The 19,199-nt window shown below is 38.9% G+C and carries 17 protein-coding genes and 1 riboswitch; of the genes, 8 read left to right on the plus strand and 9 right to left on the minus strand.

Going from position 1 to position 19,199, the window contains the following annotated elements; all coding sequences use genetic code 11:
- Window positions 1-48: 48 nt before the first annotated feature.
- The 3 genes from speB to A5482_RS10630 form a co-directional block, all read right to left on the minus strand.
- The gene (speB, locus tag A5482_RS10620) at window positions 49-927 is read right to left on the minus strand and encodes an agmatinase (RefSeq protein ID WP_069789689.1); all 879 of its coding nucleotides are present in this window, start codon (window positions 925-927) and stop codon (window positions 49-51) included.
- Between the two features lie 350 nt (window positions 928-1,277).
- Window positions 1,278-1,472: a heavy-metal-associated domain-containing protein gene (locus tag A5482_RS10625; protein WP_141712644.1), complete on the minus strand. Its 195-nt coding sequence runs from the start codon at window positions 1,470-1,472 to the stop codon at window positions 1,278-1,280.
- A gap of 93 nt (window positions 1,473-1,565) precedes the next feature.
- The gene (locus tag A5482_RS10630; protein ID WP_069789687.1) at window positions 1,566-2,879 is read right to left on the minus strand and encodes a dihydroorotase; all 1,314 of its coding nucleotides are present in this window, start codon (window positions 2,877-2,879) and stop codon (window positions 1,566-1,568) included.
- Window positions 2,880-3,235: 356 nt separating this feature from the next.
- Here A5482_RS10630 and A5482_RS10635 point away from each other — a divergent pair, with 356 nt between their 5' ends.
- Window positions 3,236-4,771: a hypothetical protein gene (locus A5482_RS10635; protein WP_069789686.1), complete on the plus strand. Its 1,536-nt coding sequence runs from the start codon at window positions 3,236-3,238 to the stop codon at window positions 4,769-4,771.
- 98 nt (window positions 4,772-4,869) lie between these two features.
- A riboswitch (cyclic di-AMP (ydaO/yuaA leader) is annotated at window positions 4,870-5,000 on the plus strand.
- Between the two features lie 102 nt (window positions 5,001-5,102).
- A complete protein-coding gene (locus A5482_RS10640) occupies window positions 5,103-6,446 on the plus strand; it encodes an SLC13 family permease (RefSeq protein WP_069789685.1) in 1,344 nt (447 codons plus the stop codon).
- 147 nt (window positions 6,447-6,593) lie between these two features.
- On the opposite strand, the gene A5482_RS10645 is transcribed toward A5482_RS10640, so the two are convergent.
- Both A5482_RS10645 and A5482_RS10650 read right to left on the minus strand, forming a co-directional pair.
- Window positions 6,594-7,106 carry a gamma carbonic anhydrase family protein gene (locus tag A5482_RS10645; protein WP_069789684.1) on the minus strand — a complete coding sequence of 171 codons (513 nt, stop codon included), beginning with the start codon at window positions 7,104-7,106 and terminating at the stop codon, window positions 6,594-6,596.
- Window positions 7,107-7,110: 4 nt separating this feature from the next.
- Entirely contained in the window at window positions 7,111-8,046 is a 936-nt protein-coding gene (locus A5482_RS10650) for a DUF6208 family protein (protein WP_069789683.1), read from the minus strand.
- 219 nt (window positions 8,047-8,265) lie between these two features.
- On the opposite strand from A5482_RS10650, the gene A5482_RS10655 reads away from it, so the two are divergent.
- The 4 genes from A5482_RS10655 (at window position 8,266) to alr (ending at window position 13,586) form a co-directional block, all read left to right on the plus strand.
- Entirely contained in the window at window positions 8,266-9,693 is a 1,428-nt protein-coding gene (locus A5482_RS10655) for an NADP-dependent isocitrate dehydrogenase (protein ID WP_446684760.1), read from the plus strand.
- 175 nt (window positions 9,694-9,868) lie between these two features.
- Complete coding sequence (locus A5482_RS10660) at window positions 9,869-10,930, plus strand: Mrp/NBP35 family ATP-binding protein (RefSeq protein ID WP_069789681.1); 1,062 nt, start codon at window positions 9,869-9,871, stop codon at window positions 10,928-10,930.
- 207 nt (window positions 10,931-11,137) lie between these two features.
- Complete coding sequence (rodA, locus tag A5482_RS10665; RefSeq protein WP_069789680.1) at window positions 11,138-12,397, plus strand: rod shape-determining protein RodA; 1,260 nt, start codon at window positions 11,138-11,140, stop codon at window positions 12,395-12,397.
- 55 nt (window positions 12,398-12,452) lie between these two features.
- Window positions 12,453-13,586, plus strand: a complete 1,134-nt coding sequence (gene alr / locus A5482_RS10670) for an alanine racemase (RefSeq protein WP_242411886.1) — start codon at window positions 12,453-12,455, stop codon at window positions 13,584-13,586.
- Between the two features lie 38 nt (window positions 13,587-13,624).
- Here alr and A5482_RS10675 read toward each other — a convergent pair whose 3' ends face one another.
- The gene (locus tag A5482_RS10675) at window positions 13,625-14,524 is read right to left on the minus strand and encodes a S66 peptidase family protein (RefSeq protein WP_069789678.1); all 900 of its coding nucleotides are present in this window, start codon (window positions 14,522-14,524) and stop codon (window positions 13,625-13,627) included.
- 168 nt (window positions 14,525-14,692) lie between these two features.
- Between A5482_RS10675 and A5482_RS10680 the strand changes: the two genes are divergently transcribed.
- Window positions 14,693-14,866 (plus strand): hypothetical protein, encoded by a 174-nt coding sequence (locus A5482_RS10680; protein ID WP_201150030.1) that lies wholly within the window; start codon window positions 14,693-14,695, stop codon window positions 14,864-14,866.
- Window positions 14,867-15,441: 575 nt separating this feature from the next.
- Here the strand turns inward: A5482_RS10680 and A5482_RS10685 are convergent.
- The 3 genes from A5482_RS10685 to infC all read right to left on the minus strand — a co-directional run bounded on the left by A5482_RS10685 (window position 15,442) and on the right by infC (window position 18,135).
- Window positions 15,442-16,128 (minus strand): YggS family pyridoxal phosphate-dependent enzyme, encoded by a 687-nt coding sequence (locus tag A5482_RS10685; protein ID WP_069789701.1) that lies wholly within the window; start codon window positions 16,126-16,128, stop codon window positions 15,442-15,444.
- 133 nt (window positions 16,129-16,261) lie between these two features.
- The gene (argJ, locus tag A5482_RS10690; RefSeq protein WP_446684761.1) at window positions 16,262-17,503 is read right to left on the minus strand and encodes a bifunctional ornithine acetyltransferase/N-acetylglutamate synthase; all 1,242 of its coding nucleotides are present in this window, start codon (window positions 17,501-17,503) and stop codon (window positions 16,262-16,264) included.
- A gap of 95 nt (window positions 17,504-17,598) precedes the next feature.
- Window positions 17,599-18,135, minus strand: coding sequence for a translation initiation factor IF-3 (gene infC / locus A5482_RS10695; RefSeq protein WP_069789677.1), 537 nt, complete (start codon window positions 18,133-18,135; stop codon window positions 17,599-17,601).
- Between the two features lie 208 nt (window positions 18,136-18,343).
- Here infC and A5482_RS10700 point away from each other — a divergent pair, with 208 nt between their 5' ends.
- Window positions 18,344-19,195, plus strand: a complete 852-nt coding sequence (locus tag A5482_RS10700; RefSeq protein ID WP_069789676.1) for a branched-chain amino acid ABC transporter permease — start codon at window positions 18,344-18,346, stop codon at window positions 19,193-19,195.
- The last annotated feature ends 4 nt before the right edge of the window (window positions 19,196-19,199 follow it).

The following is a 19,199-nucleotide window of genomic DNA, read 5'->3' on the forward strand; positions in this document are numbered from 1 at the left end:
TTTGTTAACAACTCCTGATTACCGGAGCATTCCTTATGCCCTATTTCCTCACTTACTAACATACCAATAACCAATTAACTTATAAATCAACTTAGCCGCGGTAAATTCTGATACCACTGAATCTTTAGTAGGGGCTAATTCCATCACATCGCAACCAATTACCTCAAAACCATTAAAAATCGCCTTCATAAATGCCAAAATTTGATACCAATCAAGCCCCCCTGGTTCAGGGGTACCAACTCCAGGCATAAAATTAGGATCTAAACCATCCAAGTCAATGGTTATAAATACTTTTTTGGTGGTGATTTTTTCTAAGGCTTGGTTAATCCAGTGGGGGTTGTAATAAATATCCCTTGCCCACATCACAGGAACATTTTTCTCTTTAATTAAATCTGCTTCTTCTTGACAAATAGCCCGAATGCCCACAGGTAAAGTAGGTAAACCTAGTTCTAATACTCTCCTCATCACACAGGCGTGATTGTGAATAGAGCCTTCAAATTCATGGCGCATATCTCCATGGGCATCTATTTGTACTACTGTAAAAGGTTCATTAATACTTTCTAAATAACCTTGTACTAATCCTGTGGTAATGGCGTGTTCTCCCCCAATACCAATAATAAATTTACCGTCTGCCACCATTTTTTTTACCGCTTCTTTGGTGGCTTCTAACATTTGCTCTGCGGTTAGTTCAGGATTTTTTCTGGTGTCCGCAATGCGATCGCCCGTAAAAATTTTAGTACAAAAACAAGTTTCAATACCTAACTCCTCATCGTAGCATTCCAATTGATCAGAGGCATCTAACACCGCATCTGGACCATATTCACAACCTTTACGATAGGTGGTAGTTACTTCATAGGGAATCGGTAAAATAACTACTTCTGATTCTTGGTAATTAGATATAACCTCTGATTCTAAAAACTGCTTCATTCTATTTTGTTTCGGGGAAATTAATCAAATGATTTAGGCAATTATCTAGTTTTGCCCGAATTTGATTTTATCCTAAAATGTTCGTCCCCTTTTTTCTGTTTTTTTGTGTATCGAATTATTAAATTTTTCAGGAAAAATTGATTATTTATTATTTAGGGGCGCTTTTATGTTATGCTGTAAGATAATGGGAGTCTATACTTTTTTAAGTATAAACGCAAAGACTTCCATTATATAAAACATACTTCTATAGTAACTCAAAAAAAGCCCCAAAGCAAGAAGGAAAGATAACTTTGTTACAAATCGATACACAAAAAATCCCCTCCAGTGAAGTAGAGGGGTAAAAGACTTGCCTAATCAGCGCACTCATGACCAGCTTGAGCGATCGCACCTTTAATAACATCCACACTAGCTTGGGTTTCCACATTAACTATTTTATTAGGTACATCCACCGTAACTTGAGCTTTTGGTTCACTATGGAGAATCGCCTTGGTGATGGTTTCGGCACATACTTCACAGGCAATGGAGGGAACTTTTACAGAAATCATAATACTAATGAATAATGGATAATTAAGAATGGATAATTAAATTTTACTTTCATTCTTGCATTTTCCCAAAACCTAACACCTAATTTCTAATACCTAAGCATCAAAAGAAAGGGCTTTACCTCTTACCTCAGTATTAATAATACCTTTTTCCATGGCGACTTGACCGCCAACGATGGTATAAACTGGGAAGCCTGTTAAACTCCAACCTTCAAAAGGACTCCAACCGCATTTAGTTTGGAGATTTTCTCGTAACACAGGACGATGATTTTTTAAATCTACCAAGATTATATCGGCATCATAATCAAGGGCGATCGCACCTTTATTGGGGATATTATATAATTTAGCAGGGGCACTACACATCCATTTCACCACATGGGCAAGGGTACACCGTCCTTTTTTATGCTCCGTCAACATCAAAGGCAAAGAAGTTTCTACCCCCGGCATTCCTGAAGGGCTGTTGGGATATTCCTTCGCTTTTTCCTCTAAAGTGTGGGGTGCATGATCCGTGGCAATGCAATCGATTACCCCATCCATCAAGGCCTTCCATAATATATCATTGTTTTCGGGCGATCGCAATGGGGGATTCATCTGGGCAAAAGTGCCAATGGTTTCATAGGCATCGGTATTTAACAATAAATGTTGGGGGGTTACTTCCGTAGAAACCCAACTGGGTTTATGTTCCCGTAAATATTCGGCCTCAATGCCCGTACTCAAATGGAGAATATGTAACCGACGCTGATACTTCTTGGACAACTTCAAAGCCAACTTAGTGGCATTTAACGCCGCCGTCTCATCCTGAATGGTGGAATGGATAGCAGGATTAGTAATACCATGAAACTCTTTTTTTCTTTCTACAATTCTACCCTGATCCTCCGCATGAACCGCAATTAAACGGCTTCCTTTGGCAAAAATCGGCTCAATTTGTTCTTCCGTACTCACCAACAAAGCCCCATGGGATGAACCCATAAAGATTTTAATACCACAACTGGGGTTAGCATCCCGTAAATCATCCAAATTATCCGCCGTGGCGCCCATAAAAAAGCCGTAATTCACCAAAGACTTTTGAGAAGCCCTGTATAACTTATCATCCAAAGCCTCTTGGGTAGTGGTTAGGGGGCGAGTATTGGGCATTTCCAGAAAAGAGGTAACTCCCCCCATCACACAGGCACAAGAAGCCGTAAATAAATCCTCCTTATACTCCAAACCAGGCTCTCTGAAATGTACTTGAGGATCAATTACTCCAGGTAAAAGAGTTAACCCCTGAGCATCGATTATTCTCTCGTCTCCCACCTCTAAATTTGTGCCAATTTCTGCAATTTTACCTTGTTTTACCCGTACGTCTCCTAGTAAAATATCCCCATCAGGTAAAAATATTTCAGCTTGTCTAATCAATAAATCTGATGTCATAAGTATATTGCTCAATTTTTTTTCTTTATTCCTTGCTATGGCTAGTATTTAGATTGTTATTTCTCAGCCCTAACAGGAGACAACTATTGATTAAAGCATATTATTTTATTATCTACTATAGAGTATTTTCTTTAAAAACTTTATAAAGTGTAATAAAACATTGCTATGTCAGTAGTGAAATCTTTAAAGGTATCAAATGGGATTTGGTGAAAAAGTGCTTTAATGGGGCAAGTGGTGGATGAGCCAGAATGCTAAATCCGTGCAGGTATTAGGTTGAAATACTTGTTTATTAAGGGTTATAGGATAATATTTATTTTGAATAAATTATTATTTATCAACAACAATTATCAAAACCAATGAAAAGTCCCATTGTTAAAAATATCAAAAAAACCACCAAACCAGTATCTTGGATTTATAATTTCTGGTTTGATAATATCTATGTGGCTAAACTAATGGCGCTCGTTTCCCTTGCTAACTTGGGAGTAGTTGCCTTTGATTTAACCTACATTCCCTTCCGTGATATATGGCTAAATGGAGTGATTACGGTAGGCAATTTCAAAGTTGGCCCCTACGAGTACGACGGTTACAGACTTACCATTGTGCCAAAATCAGTGCGAGAAACGGTAATTGAGTATGATGCTGTCAAAGGAATTGAGCCTTATCGAGATACCCAACAATATTTAGATACCGTTGTTGAATTGCAAAATACCATTGATGCCTCTGGTTTAGATTCTCCTCAAACAAGGGAAGTATTGGCAATGTTACGGGAAATGAGTGCCGAAATGATTTCTCAAGACCCTTTTCAGTTAGCCAATAAAAGTGGTAACTTAGAAAAGATTAAAAATATAATGCGCGATCGCATGGCAGATCCCATTTTAAATCCTCGTGACTCTGCCACCGTAGCCTTTGAAAACTTTTGGAACTTGGATCACCTAGAAGGACAAATAGACGAAGAATTAACCTTTTTTGAAAGAGAAATTGCCCCCTTAATTAACACTAATTATTATCGTCCCATTGGTGAAAATGGTCAATTTGTAGATTATTTCGGCTTAATAGATTTTCCCTTTATTGTCATAATATTTGCTGACTTCTTGCTAAGGTCATTTGTCATTAGCCTACGCTATCACGGAATCAAAATCCAAGACGCAATTTTTTGGCGTTGGTATGACCTAATATTCTTTTTACCAACCCTACGATGGTTAAGAATAATCCCCGTAGCAGTCAGACTTGATGAAAGTAAATTAATTTCCTTAAAATCTATTAAAAGACAAGCCAGTCAAGGATTTGTTGCCAGTATTGCAGGGGATATTACCGAAGTAATTATTTTAAGAATTCTCAATCAATTACAAAACGTTATCAAAGATGGTTACATAGAAAACTCTTTATCTCCTGAAAATACCCAAAAAGAATATATCGACATAAACGATACTAACGAAATTGGAGAAATTTTCAAATTAGTTATTGAATTAGTAGCCAATCAAGTATTACCAGAAATCCGCCCCGAAGTAGAAGACTTACTAAACTACCTTATCGAAAAAAGTATTACCGAATCTCCCGCTTATCAAAGTGTTGCCCATCTTCCTGGTTTAGCAAAATTTCCTCAAAATATTAGTCAAAGAACATCTACCCAAGTATATTCAATACTATTAAAAACTATTCAACAAATGTTAAAAGAAGATCCCGTATTTGATGACCATGTGGAAAAAATTATTACAAAATCAGGCTCAACTCTAACCCTTTCCGTAGGTGCAAAACATAACCTTGAAGTTGTAGAATCTCTATTATACGATCTACTCGAAGAAATAAAAATTAACTACGTCAGACAACCCTCCGACGAAGAAATTGAAGCTCTCCTTGACGAAACTAGAGCATTAAGGCAAATGGACAACTAAAAAATTGAATAATTTTTGTTACGCAAAACACCACAAAATAAAATTGAATCTGTTAATATTTCTTGTAGAGAAAGTCAGCCTAGTCCTTAGATAAAGTAATTATTAATTTTCTCAAATCAAGAGGAGCGGGGGAACCAATTTTGGGGCTTATTTTTAAGGATAACTTAAGGAAGGACATCTCTCAGTCCTAGCCCGTCAGCTAACCTCGTAGGCATTGGGAGGAGACCAAAAAAGTAGTTTTTAGACAAAAAACTAAAATTAATTTAGGTATCCGAATAAGACGTATCTCTTCATTAAACTATCCTTATTCAATCTAAAAGTAAATAAAATAATGCCCAACTTGTCTAGTTTGGTGGCAGGAGGCGTTTTTGTCGCCGTTATTGCCCTTATTATGTCCGAAAAAGTACATTTAACTGTAGCTGCCTTATTAGGTTCTCTAGTTCTTGTATTTGCTCATATTATGACATTAGGAGAAGCAGTAGGATACATCGGTGAAAGTCATGTCACATTGGGTTTATTTTTTGGTGTAATGGTATTAGTAAGAGCTTTCGAGCCTACTAATATTTTTCAATACATTGCCACAAAAATCGTTTTATGGTCAAAAGGTAGGGGTAACTATTTACTTTTGGGTATCATTGCTATTACAGCACCCATTTGTGCCATACTGCCCAACGCCACCACAGTAACTCTCCTTGCCCCTTTAATTCCTCCCTTGGCAGAGGAAATCGGCATTAACTTTGTCCCCTTAATTATTTTAATGGTTATTGTTTCTAACAGTGCGGGACTATTAACCATAGTAGGAGATCCTGCTACTTTTATTGTCGGAGATTCTATCAATATGAGTTTTTTTGAATATCTCACCTCCATGAGTTTTGCCGGGGTTTTAGCGGTGCTGACAGTGGTTATCATGACTCCTTTTTTGTTTAAAGACATATGGCATAGTAAATTTACTAACTTTGAACAATTACCTATCCCAAAAATTAATCATCCCCGTGTTTTACTAGCAGGTGCCTTTATCATGGTTTTTGTTCTGCTATTCTTTGTTTTTGGTGATTTATTACCCATTCCTCTTTCTCCTGCTGCCGTTGCCTTGATGGGGGCTGCCCTTGCTTTACTACTGGCCCATGAAAGTAAAATCGACACGGTACAAAATATTTTAAAGGATGTGGATTGGAGTACTTTAATCTTTTTTATGTCCGTCTTTGTCTTGATTGGTGGACTAGAAAAAACGGGTATTATTAGTCAGATTTCCCTAGTTTTTGCTTTTTTATTAGGTCAAAATATTTTTGTGGCTTCTATTGTTTTAATTTTTGTGGTAGGTGCTTTATCAGCGGTAATACCTAATATTCCCTTGGTGGTGGCAATGATTCCCCTATTGAAAGAATACTTATTTAACACGGGATTAATAGGGGCGGAGGTTTTACAAACAAACTTTAGCGGTAATTATCCTGCTGTGGTATTGCCTTTATTTTTTGCCATGATGCTTGGGGCTACTTTGGGGGGAAATGCGACTCTGGTAGGGGCTTCCGCTAATATTGTAGGGGCAGGGGTTGCCGAGTTGCACGGCAAAACTATTTCCTATGGTACTTTCCTCCGTTATGGTTTACCCATTACCATGGCTCAATTAATGGTTTCAGCTATTTATATTAGTATTTATTATTTAGTGAATCGTTAGATAAAGCTCAAAAATCATCCCTGTGAAAACCGATAAATGATTTTACCTTATCTTTTTCAACCAACTCTCTTTAATTTCTGAATTACTCCCAAAAATTCTTCCACACTGTCAATTTGACTATAACACCCCCGTTATGAAGGGAAAGAGTTACTCAAAACCTTTATGGCTACTTCTGCCCCGATGATACAACCCTAACTGATAATACTTCATGGCGTGTTCGATTAATTCTTTTTGCTGAGTGGGGGTGACATCTTTCGCTTTTTTGGCAGGAATACCCACCATCAATGAATGGGGCGGCACGTCTTTGGTGACAATACAACCAGCACCGATGATGCTACCTTCTCCCACGGTGACACCGTCTAAAACCACTGCCCCAATACCGATTAGACACCCTTTACCAATGTGGGCGGAATGGATAACTGCACGATGTCCCACGGTGACATATTCTTCTAAGATAGTAACTTTGCCAGGATCTCCATGCAATACTGCCCCATCTTGAATGTTGGAATAAGCCCCTATGATAATTTTTTCTACATCTGCCCTAACTACGGCAGAATACCAAATGCTTACTCCTTCTGCTAGGGTTACATCTCCCATTACTGAAGCATTATCGGCAATAAAGGCAATGTTGGGGAAGTTATTTTGAGTTAATGTTTGCATAGAGTTAATGGTTGGAAGATTTACGCAGATTGATTTCTAAATCAGTAAATGTTTCGGGTGGTTTTCCTTGATTTCTCACCCTAATTAAATAGTAGCCTTTGTTTGTTACTGGTTTGGTTTTTTCTGTCAAATCTTTTAATTGAAACCATTGTATGGGAAGGCTAGTGCGATCGTAGATGGTAATATAAATACCATATTTATTAAGGGTATTTTGATTAACCTCAATGGTAAGAATTTCCCCTTTATCTAAAGCATCATAATAAAATTTGGTATCGATCGCCCCTACGGGTAAAAATTCATACTTAACAAAAGATTCAGGCAAATATTTTCTTAAACTTAAAACCGTGTAGATATAATAATGTATCGCTAAAAAATACCAGTTTTTTTTGCTAATTATACTATGGTAAAATTCATTGCTATCATTGGGAATTTCCTTGCTAGAAGTAAACTCTTTCCTATCTATTTTTACCGCAGGTAAAGTTAATTTATCACCATAATTATAATATCTTAAACCAATGGTATATTTTCCCTTTTTTAGTTTAATTGATTGCCATTTTTTTCCTTGATTATCAACCTTTGAGGCAATGGTATCGATGGTATTATAATTTGGAAAATCATAAAAAATCGCAAACCAAGACTTAGCCGAAGCATTAGCCGAAGCCACCTCCAAACTTAGCTCATCTTCCACAAAAAAAGGGCCTAAAGTTCCGATAATAGCGTGGGTATTCCAACGGGGAGCCTTAGTCATTAACACTCCCATATTAATAGGAGAAGACACTAACTGATTATCAATTACCCGCCATTGATTAGCTTTTTTTTGATTAACCTTTAAATAAATAGTGTAAAGATTGCCGATTAAAAATTTATTAACCTTAGCAAAAATAAAAGAAGAAATAGCCAAAGGAATTTCAATAATTAAACCGACATTTTTAATGGACATAACACAAAGAATAATATAAAAAAATAATCAATAATTGCTACCGATACAAAAAACAAGCAAACAATATGCATTAGAAATTAATTGTCCATTGTCCATTGTCTATTGTCCATTGTCAATTATTCATCATCGTAACTGGAAAATTTGAGAATGAATCAGTCCTGCTGATATATTATGATCTTGTAATCACGCAATTTATAACTTTTGATAAGGCAACCGAATATGTTTGAAAAATTGACCCCCCCTCAAGAAGGTACTAAAATTAAGTTTGAGAATGGTAAACCCATTGTTCCTGATGATCCCATTATTCCCTTTATCCGTGGAGATGGTACAGGGGTAGATATTTGGCCTGCCTCAGAGAAAGTTATTGATGCGGCGGTGGCTAAGGCTTACGGCGGTAAACGTAAAATCAACTGGTTTAAAATCTATGCAGGGGATGAAGCCTGTGAAAAGTACGGTACTTTTCAATATTTACCAGAGGACACTTTAACGGCTATTCGGGAGTATGGTATCGCCATCAAAGGACCCCTTACAACCCCCGTAGGAGGTGGTATTCGCTCTTTAAACGTTGCTCTACGACAAATTTTTGATTTATACGCCTGTGTACGCCCCTGTCGTTATTATCAAGGTACTCCTTCCCCTCACAAAAGCCCTGAAAAATTAGATGTAATTGTATATCGGGAAAACACTGAGGATATTTATTTAGGGATTGAATGGAAAGAAGGTTCGGAAATTGGTCTAAAGTTGATTGGCATACTCAATGATGACTTGATTCCTGCGACTCCTGAGCATAAAAATAAAAAAATTCCCCTCGATGCAGGGATTGGGATTAAACCCATTAGTAAAACTGGCTCTCAGCGTTTGGTACGTCGTGCCATGGAAAATGCGCTCCGTTTACCCAAGGAGAAACAAATGGTTACTTTGGTGCATAAGGGTAATATTATGAAATACACTGAAGGGGCTTTCCGTGATTGGGGTTATGAACTTGCGATGACGGAATTTCGTGATGTGTGTGTAACGGAGAGAGAGTCTTGGATTTTGGGTAATAAGGAGGCTAATCCTGATATTTCCACTGAAGATAATGCCCGTAAAATTGACCCAGGTTATGATGGTTTAACCCCTGAGAAAAAGGAAGCTGTTTGTGCTGAGGTTGAGGAAGTTTTGGCTTCTATTTGGGATAGCCATGGTGATGGAAAATGGCAGGATAAGGTAATGGTAAACGATCGCATTGCGGACAGTATTTTTCAACAAATTCAAACTCGCCCTGACGAATATTCTATCTTAGCTACTATGAACCTTAATGGGGACTATCTTTCTGATGCGGCAGCCGCCATTGTGGGTGGTTTAGGTATGGGGCCTGGTGCTAATATTGGGGATAATTGTGCTATCTTTGAAGCTACCCATGGTACTGCTCCCAAACACGCTGGATTGGATAGAATTAACCCTGGTTCGGTAATTCTTTCTGGGGTGATGATGCTGGAGTTTATGGGGTGGCAAGAAGCTGCTGATTTGATTCGTGATGGCATTAGCCGTGCGATCGCCTCCAGGCAAGTAACCTATGATTTAGCCAGGATGATGACTCCCCCCGTCGAACCTCCTTTAAAATGTTCTGAATTTGCCGATGCCATTATCAGCAACTTTGAACGCTAATTAACCTGTAGGGGTTGAACAACCTTCAACCCTGTTATAACTCAAAGCTAATGAGTAACAATCCATTGCCCATTGCCTTTTGCCCATTGCCCATTGCCCATTCCCAAGAATGGTATATTTACTTATAGGGGAATGATTTAACATTTCAAAACTATAAGAAAATATTTATTGAACCATGGTTGATACCCAATCTGTTTTAGAAGTTTTAAAACCAGTTCAAGATCCTGAACTACAAAAGAGTTTAGTGGACTTGAACATGATTCGTAACGTAAAAGTAGAGGGGGGAGAAGTAAGTTTCACCCTCGTATTAACTACCCCTTCTTGCCCTCTAAGAGAGTTTATTGTAGAAGATTGTGAGAAAGCCGTTAAAACCTTGTCAGGGGTGGAAAAAGTCTCCGTAGAAGTAACCGCCGAAACCCCTGCCCAAAAGCCTTTACCCGATCGCACTTCAGTGGATAAAGTAAAAAATATTATTGCTATTTCCAGCGGTAAAGGAGGAGTAGGAAAAAGTACTGTGGCAGTCAACGTGGCGATCGCCCTTGCCCAAGCAGGATCAAAAGTAGGACTCCTAGATGCTGATATATATGGGCCCAACGCCCCCACCATGTTAGGGTTAGTCAATGCCCCCATCAACGTCACCAAATCCCCCGCAGGAGACATTTTAGAACCCCTCTTTAACCATGGCATTAAAATGGTATCCATGGGCTTTTTAATCGATCCTGATCAGCCTGTGATGTGGCGTGGCCCTATGTTAAACGGCATTATTCGTCAATTTCTTTATCAAGTCAACTGGGGTGAATTGGATTATTTAATTGTGGATATGCCCCCCGGCACAGGAGATGCCCAACTAACCCTCGCCCAAGCTGTACCCCTTGCAGGGGCTGTCATTGTTACCACCCCTCAAACCGTATCTCTTCAAGATGCCCGTCGTGGTTTAAAAATGTTTGAGCAGTTAGGCACTAATATTCTGGGTATCGTTGAGAATATGAGTTATTTTATACCACCCGATATGAGCGATCGCACTTACGACATTTTTGGCTCTGGGGGAGGAGAAAAAGCATCAAAAGAATTACAAGTACCTTTACTTGGTTGTATTCCCATCGAAATGTCCGTCAGGGAAGGAGGAGACAATGGCATTCCCATCACCGTTGCCCATCCTAACTCGGAATCCGCCAAAGCCCTCGTCAAAATTTCTCAACAAATAGCCGCCAAAGTATCCATGATGGCACTAAGGTAAACCCTAACAAGGGGTTTAAACCCCTTGCCTTCCAATGAATAACCCTTGTCTTCCAATGAATAACCCTTGCTTTCCAATGAATATCATGACAATGAGTAAAAAACCCACAATAACTCTAATTATTCGTTACTATTTATCTATTAATTTTTAACTGTAAAATATTCAGTTGTAAGGGAAAACTATTCATTCCCATTCCCCAAAGATAAAATGATAACTTCTCAAAGATCAAAAGATTGGTTTTTAATCATCCTGACAGTAATTTTAACCGCCATTAGCTGTGTCACTATCTACACCACTCAAGTTTATGAACAAGGGGATAACTGGCAACAACAGTTAATCATGGGCATCATTGGCTTAGGCTGTCTCATTGGTTTAAGTCGGTGGCGATATGACTCCCTCTTGAAATTTCACTGGCTACTATACGGATTGACCAATATATCATTGCTAGTGGTTATTTTTGCGGGGATAACCGTCAATGGTGCCCCTCGTTGGATTAACATTGCTGGTTTTAATGTGCAACCTTCCGAATTTGCTAAATTAGGTCTTATTATCACCCTTGCCGCTATCCTCCATCATCAAGATGCCTCGAAGTTATCTAGTATTTTTAAGGCATTGGCAGTGGTAATAGTGCCTTGGGCATTAATTTTTATTCAACCAGATTTAGGTACATCCTTAGTTTTTGGGGTGGTAACTCTGGCGATGCTTTATTGGGCTAATGCCAATTTTGGTTGGATTCTTTTGATGATTTCACCTTTATTTTCTGCTTTTTTGTTTAACTTGTTTTTGCCTGGTTGGGTAATTTTTACGGCTCTAATGGTTTTAATTGCTTGGTTTACTTTACCTGATCGCGCCTTATGGAGTATTTTAGTATTATTTATTAACTACAGTGCTGGAAAATTGGGCGGTTTTTTGTGGAATCTGCTCAAAGATTATCAGAAAGCCCGAATTACGCTCTTTCTTGACCCCGAACAAGACCCTTTAGGGGGGGGATACCATCTGATTCAATCCCGCATTGCCATAGGTTCTGGGGGCCTATGGGGCAATGGTTTTATGAATGGCAGTCAAACTCAACTTGATTTTGTTCCCGAACAACATACGGATTTCATTTTCAGTGCGATCGCCGATCAGTTCGGTTTTGTCGGTTCTGCGGTAGTATTAGTGTTAATCTGGCTGGTATGTTGGCGTTTGGTGTACATTGCCACCAGAGCAAAAGATAATTTTGGCTCTTTAATTGCCATTGGGGTTTTAGCGATGATTGCTTTTCAGGCTATTATCAACATTGCCATGACGGTGGGACTTGCCCCCATTACGGGGATTCCTCTACCCTTTCTTAGCTATGGGCGCTCGTCTTTACTTACCAACTTTCTCGCCTTTGGCATCGTAGAATCCATTGCCAGTTTTAAGGTATCGAAGAAAACTAAGAAGACGGCTAAAAATAGTTTTCCATCATTGATGATCAGAGATTAATTCCTTACATTGTAATTGTTCAAAATTCATTATTGTTTTATCGTCCATCTAAATAGTGAGTAACCAAGATTTTAACCCTCAAACCCGAAGAGCTTGGGTAAAAATTGACCATCAAGCCCTAGCTCATAACGTACGCACCCTTAAAGGTATCCTTGCCCCTGAAACTAAGTTAATGACTGTCATTAAAGCTGATGCCTATGGTCATGGAGCGATTACTGTGGCTAAAACAGTTTTGGAGTCTGGGGCAGACTACTTGGCGATCGCAACTTTATCCGAGGGCATAGAACTTAGAAAAGCAGGAATTAATGCACCCATCATGATTTTAGGTGCAATTAACACGCTTGATGAGATTAAAGATATTATTCAATGGCACTTAGAGCCTACCATTTGTAACCTTGAGCAGGGGGCTATTTTTGCTCAGGCGCTTTCTGATTTGGGCAAAAATCTATCTGTCCATCTAAAAATTGACACGGGGATGTCCAGATTAGGGACACTATGGCACGAAACTGTTACTTTTGTCAAGGAAATTAAAAAATCTGCCCATTTAGAAATCAAAAGCCTTTATTCTCACCTTGCCACGGCGGATGATGTGGATTCTACGGTGATGAATTTGCAACATGAGCGCTTCAAAGAAGCTATTAAAGCCCTAAAAGCCCATGAGATTAAAATTCCCATGGTTCATTTAGCTAATTCGGCGGGAACAATGGTGGGTAAAGAGTTGCACTATGATATGGTTAGGGTTGGTTTGGCGTTGTATGGGTTATATCCTGCACCCCATCTTCGAGATAAAGTTTCTCTCAAGCCCGTGATGGAGGTAAAAACCCGTATTACCCACATTAAACAAGTTGCCAAAGGTACAGGGGTTAGTTATGGTCATAGTTTTAAGTGCGATCGCCCTTCCACCATTGCCGTCATTGGTATTGGTTACGCTGATGGAGTTCCCAGACTTTTATCTAACAAAATAAAAGTAATAATTAATGGTCAATATGTACAACAAATCGGCAATATTACCATGGATCAAATTATATTAGATATTACTGATTTTCCTGACTTTAAAGTAGGAAATATAGTTACTTTAATTGGTGAAGATAGAAATTTAGCAATAAATGCAGATGATTGGGCGAACATACTTGGAACAATTTCATGGGAAATATTATGTGGTTTTAAACATAGATTACCTCGAATTTAAAATAAAGAAAATTATTTGCTAGTATTAAATATTCACTCCTATTCGTCATCACCCACCGCCAAAATTCCCTCATCCCCATCAATGTGTGCTATTTGCCCAAGGGGTAAACAAGCATTATCACCATCATGGCCAAAAGGTAAATCACTGACAATGGGAATATTTAACCCACCTAACCTCTCTTTTAAAACTTCTGGTGCTGTCCAACTAGGAATGTTATCAGATACATCACAACCACTAAAACGCCCTAGGGCAATACCTTTTACTTTTTCCAAAACTCCCATCAAACGCCACTGGGTTAACATTCTGTCAAGGCGGTAGGGTGCTTCCCCCACATCCTCCAAGGCAAGAATCACCCCGTCAAAATCTGGGCATAAAGAAGTACCCAAAATATTAGTGGCAACGGTTAAATTACCCACTAACAATTTTCCTTTTTGTTTTCCTCCACCCCATCCATTACCCTTCAAAGGTGCTATTTTTTTCCCTTCTAAATAGTCAAATAATCTTTTTAATGATGATGGAGATTCTTGGCTAATGGTAGTTATAACTGGGCCGTGAAGGGCGGTAATATTTTCTTGGTAAAGACTCCATAATAGGGTGGTGACATCGGAAAAACCGATTAACCATTTGGGGGTATCTATGGGCATCCATTGCCAATTTTCCAACAGTCTTGCCCCTCCGTAACCTCCTCTGACGCAAATTATGGCTTTATATTCTGGATTTGTCCATGCTTTGTAAAGGGCTTGTCTGCGTATTTCATCACTCCCTGCTAGGTAACCATCCTGGGCTTGATAATTGTCTTCTAAGTCGATATGGTAGCCTCTATCTTCCCAGATTTTTAGCCCTGCCAAAAACTTTTCTTTTTCTCTTTTTCTTAATGTACCACAAGGGGCGATCGCCATTAATCGATCATTTACTTTCAAAGGAGGAGGCAACAACATATTGACAAAAATAAAAACAAAATAATTAATAATTGTCAACAATTAATAGAGTAATTGTCAATTGTAAAGAAATATAGCAAAATATAAACCTTCTTGACAAAAAAAAGTATTAATTAAGAGACAATGTTATCTTAGATACTTAATGATTAAAAACTTTTTTTAAAAGCTATGCAAAGACCTCAAGAAAAAGATCTATTAAGTGCTGGACTAACCGCTGCCGTGGGTGCAGGAATCATTACCTCTTATGCTGTAAGTCATGGTCAAAATCCATTGATAGCCACCGCCATTACCATATTTTCAGCTGTATGTGCGGTTATTTGTCATCAGGCTGATTTGATTTAATAGTAGTAATTAATACTCATTATAAAAAATATAATTACTCACTTTAATAAAAATAAAAGATTGTCATATAAAGTCTTCTTAAAAAATAAAAAAAAATAATATTAAACAAGTTTTGATATATAGCAATTATCATGATTACGGGGTACAAAACGATCCCCCTAAATCCCCCTTAATAAGGGGGACTTGAGAATAATAAATGTAGCTCATACTTATAAAAAACGCTATGAGTAGGTTGGGCGAAGTTAATTATAGCTCTTATTTTATTAACTGTACTTTAGACTAATTTGAACTGTAAGAAGCTATGATCCTTATACAGCAAGAATTTTGACTATTCTTATCCGTTTAATGTAAAAAATATAAAACATACGTCATATAAGGGTTTCAGCGTTTAAAATTAGATTTAGTCTAAACTCAAGTTATTAAGACTCTTATGAACAAGGGGTTTAAACCCCTTGCCTAAATCGATTTAATTATGCCTACTTACTTTCCATTTATACATAAGAGACTTTTTTATTTAATATGTGGAAAAGATGTTTCTATGATGAACCTAAATATCAAAGATTCATAGCCAATTACTAATTATTTCTCCTTCTTCCAAAAATAATCGTACCCAAACGAATCATTGTAGCCCCCGCCTCAATAGCTAAAGGATAATCCCCTGACATTCCCATGGACAATTGATTAAAATCAGAACCAAAATTAGTCCTCAATTTATCACCCAAAACCTTAACATTCTTAAAAGCCCCCAGAGTTTCATGTTTCGATAAGCCCAAGGGTAAAATAGCCATTAAACCCCGTAAGTTTAATGAATTAAGCTCTTTAATCTCCGGCACATCTTGCCACAAAGCATCGATATCCCAACCATACTTCGATTCATCTGGTAATATTTTTACTTGTAAACATACCTGCGGTAACTGTGTAATCACCCCTGCCGATAGTGCCTCTTCGGCTAAACGATTGACTCTTTTGGCAATTTTTAAGCTATCAATGGAATGAATCCAAGGAAAATTTTCTACCGCCCTTTTTGCTTTATTACTCTGTAAATGCCCGATAAAATGCCAACAAATATCTGATAAATCTTGCAACTGCTCTTTTTTGTCCAAAGCCTCCTGTAACCGATTCTCTGCAAAGTCACGAATTCCCACACTATAAGCTGTGCGAATACTCTCCACTGGCATAGTTTTACTCACCGCAATGAGACGAATATCTGAAGGTATTGTTTTCTTAATCTCCTCTATTTGAGTCACCATTGAACTATCCATTGAAAAATCTATTTTAATACCACTACTAATGATTAATCTTAGGACATTACGACTCATTTATTATTGCTGTCATTAAGAAAGGGGCTTGGAACCCCTTTTATGTATTAATTTTCGTCTAATCAAACCAAAACCATTAAGTAGTATATTCAGCATTAATTTTGACATAGTCATAACTGAGATCACATCCCCAAGCGATGCCACTGCCTGAGCCACCGCCCACGGATACAGAGATTAAAACCGTATCTCCTTTTAAATATTCCCCTTGGGAGGCTTGTTTGAGGTAGTTACTGGCTGCCTGACGCTCAAAAGTTTGGGGTTGCCCTCCTTCCATGAGTAGGAAATCTCCCAATTTAATGATCAAATCTTCTTGGTTAAACTGTACCCCTGCCCTACCTGCTGCTGCGGCAATTCTGCCCCAGTTGGGATCTCGGCCGAAAATGGCGGACTTGACGAGGGATGAGCCCACAATGGTTTTAGCAATTTTATTGGCGGAGGAATCATCGATCGCCCCTTGTACCTGGACTTCGATCAAACAGGTAGCCCCTTCCCCGTCACGGGCGATGGCTTTGGCGAGGTGCTGACAAACAGCGGTTAACATGGCCTCGAGTTTCTGCCCATTTTTGTCCATGGTGGTAATGGCAGGGGTGCGAGACTGCCCATTGGCAAGGGCGATTAAACTGTCATTGGTGCTGGTATCACCATCCACAGTAATTTGATTAAAACTTTTATCAGCGGCTCTTTTGAGCATTTGTTGCCATAACTGAGTGGATACCGCAGCATCACAGGTAACAAAACTGAGCATGGTTGCCATGTTAGGGTGAATCATTCCCGAACCCTTGGCAATGCCCCCGATGCGCACAGGACGACCATCGATGGTGGTTTCGAGGGCGATGGACTTGGTCACTAAATCGGTGGTGATAATGGCTTGGGCGGCTGATGCACCCCCATCTTCGGAGAGTTGATCTACTAATTGAGGGATTGCCCCCATCATCACATCCATTTTAATTCTTTGTCCGATTACCCCCGTAGAGGCGAGAAGAATAGAGTCAGGAGAAATATTCAATTTTTCCCCAAGGACTTGGGCGGAGGTGACAGCATCTTGCCACCCTTGTTCTCCTGTGGCGGCGTTTGCCTGTCCTGCGTTACATAAAATTGCCCTCGCACTGGCTTTTTTTTGCAAGTTTTGACGACAATAATCCACACAGGCAGCCCTTACCTGAGAAGTGGTAAACACCCCTGATGCGATCGCATCGGTTTCCGACCATATAAGGGCTAAATCAGGGGCTTTAGAAGGTTTTAGACCTGCGGTAATCCCTGACGCTTTAAAGCCTTTGGGAGCGGTGATGCCCCCCTCTATTTCTTGCCAATCAGTCATAGGTAATTGATGATAGATGATGGATAATTAAAAAAAATGGACAGTTGACTTTATATTAATTTGTCAATCCGTCCTGTGTTGATATTATTTAAACGTTATTTCTTAGGAGAAAGAAGCATAATCATATTACGTCCTTCTTTTTTTGGTCTTTGCTGAATTTCAGCCATTTCCCCTAAATCTAGGGCCATGCGCTCTAACAATTCCTGTCCAAGATGAACGTGTTGAGCTTCCCTACCTCTAAAGTTGATGGTGGCCTTAACCTTATCTCCCGAATTAAGAAAGCGTTTCGCCTGACTGACTCGCACCTGATAATCATGCTCATCAATTTTGTAGCGCATTTTTACTTCCTTCACATCGGCAGTATGTTGCTTTTTCTTGATTGCCCTTGCCTTTTTCTCTTGCTCAAACTTGTATTTACCATAATCCATAATTCGGCAGACAGGGGGATCAGAGGTTTCACTAACCAATACTAAATCCAACTCTTTCTCATCCGCAATCCGATTGGCATCTCTAGTGTCGAGGATGCCCAATTGTTCTCCATCGGTATCGATGACACGAACTTGAGGAAAGCGAATATTATCGTTAATTTTTGGTAAATCTCTTTGATTTCTTTTATTGTTGCTATAGGTCACAGGCTTTGATTAATTTCTCCAATATGCGAATACAACTTTTATACTTACTAAGGGTTTACTTGTGAATGATTACATTTTAGCGGACATATTGATCATTATAATGTGTCCTTGTCAAAGTAGGTCATTTTTTGTCTATTCTACTGCTAAGATTTAAACCTGATACAAAATGCAATATTTTTTTAATAAAGATTTAAGATTTAATTAACAAATGGATACAATTCAAAATCTTTTTAACGGCTTGACGGTGGGAAGCATCATCGCATTGGCGGCGGTGGGTTTAACCCTAACCATGGGAATTTTAAAGTTATCTAATTTTGCCCATGGAGATTTTTTAACGGCGGGGGCTTACGTTACTTGGCTAGTTAATACTAATGGGGTAAATGTTTGGCTGTCTATGGGGGTGGCGGTGGTAGTAATCACGGGGTTAATGTTACTCAGTGAACAACTGTTGTGGAAACCGATGCGCCATCAACGGGCGAGTAGTACCAGTTTGATTATCATATCCATTGGTTTAGCATTATTTTTGCGTAATGGCATTTTGTTTATTTGGGGTGGTAGTAACCAAAACTATGCTTTGCCGTTGGTGGAGGCTCTTAATGTGGGGGGAGTAAGGGTTGCTTATTATCGTGTCATTGTGATTATTTTAACGGTACTAGCCATTGTGGCGTTACATTTTATTTTACAAAATACCAAAATTGGTAAGGGCATGAGAGCGGTGGCAGATAACATTGATTTAGCGAGGGTTTCAGGAATTAATGTGGAGCAGGTAATTTTATTTACGTGGGTGTTAACGGCGGTATTAACGGCTTTTGGGGGCGGTTTATATGGCTTGGTGACGGTGGTACGTCCGATGATGGGGTGGTTTTTGATTTTGCCCATGTTTGCGGCGGTAATTTTGGGGGGGATTGGTAATCCTTATGGTGCGATCGCCGGGGGTTTAATTATTGGTGTCGCTCAGGAAATGAGTGTTCCTCTAGTGGGCTCAGAGTATAAGTTAGGGGTTGCTTTGGTGGTGATGATTGTGGTGTTATTATTTCGTCCCCAAGGAATTTTTAAGTAGGGTG

It is taken from the genome of Cyanobacterium sp. IPPAS B-1200 (assembly GCF_001747005.2).
GTDB lineage: Bacteria > Cyanobacteriota > Cyanobacteriia > Cyanobacteriales > Cyanobacteriaceae > Cyanobacterium.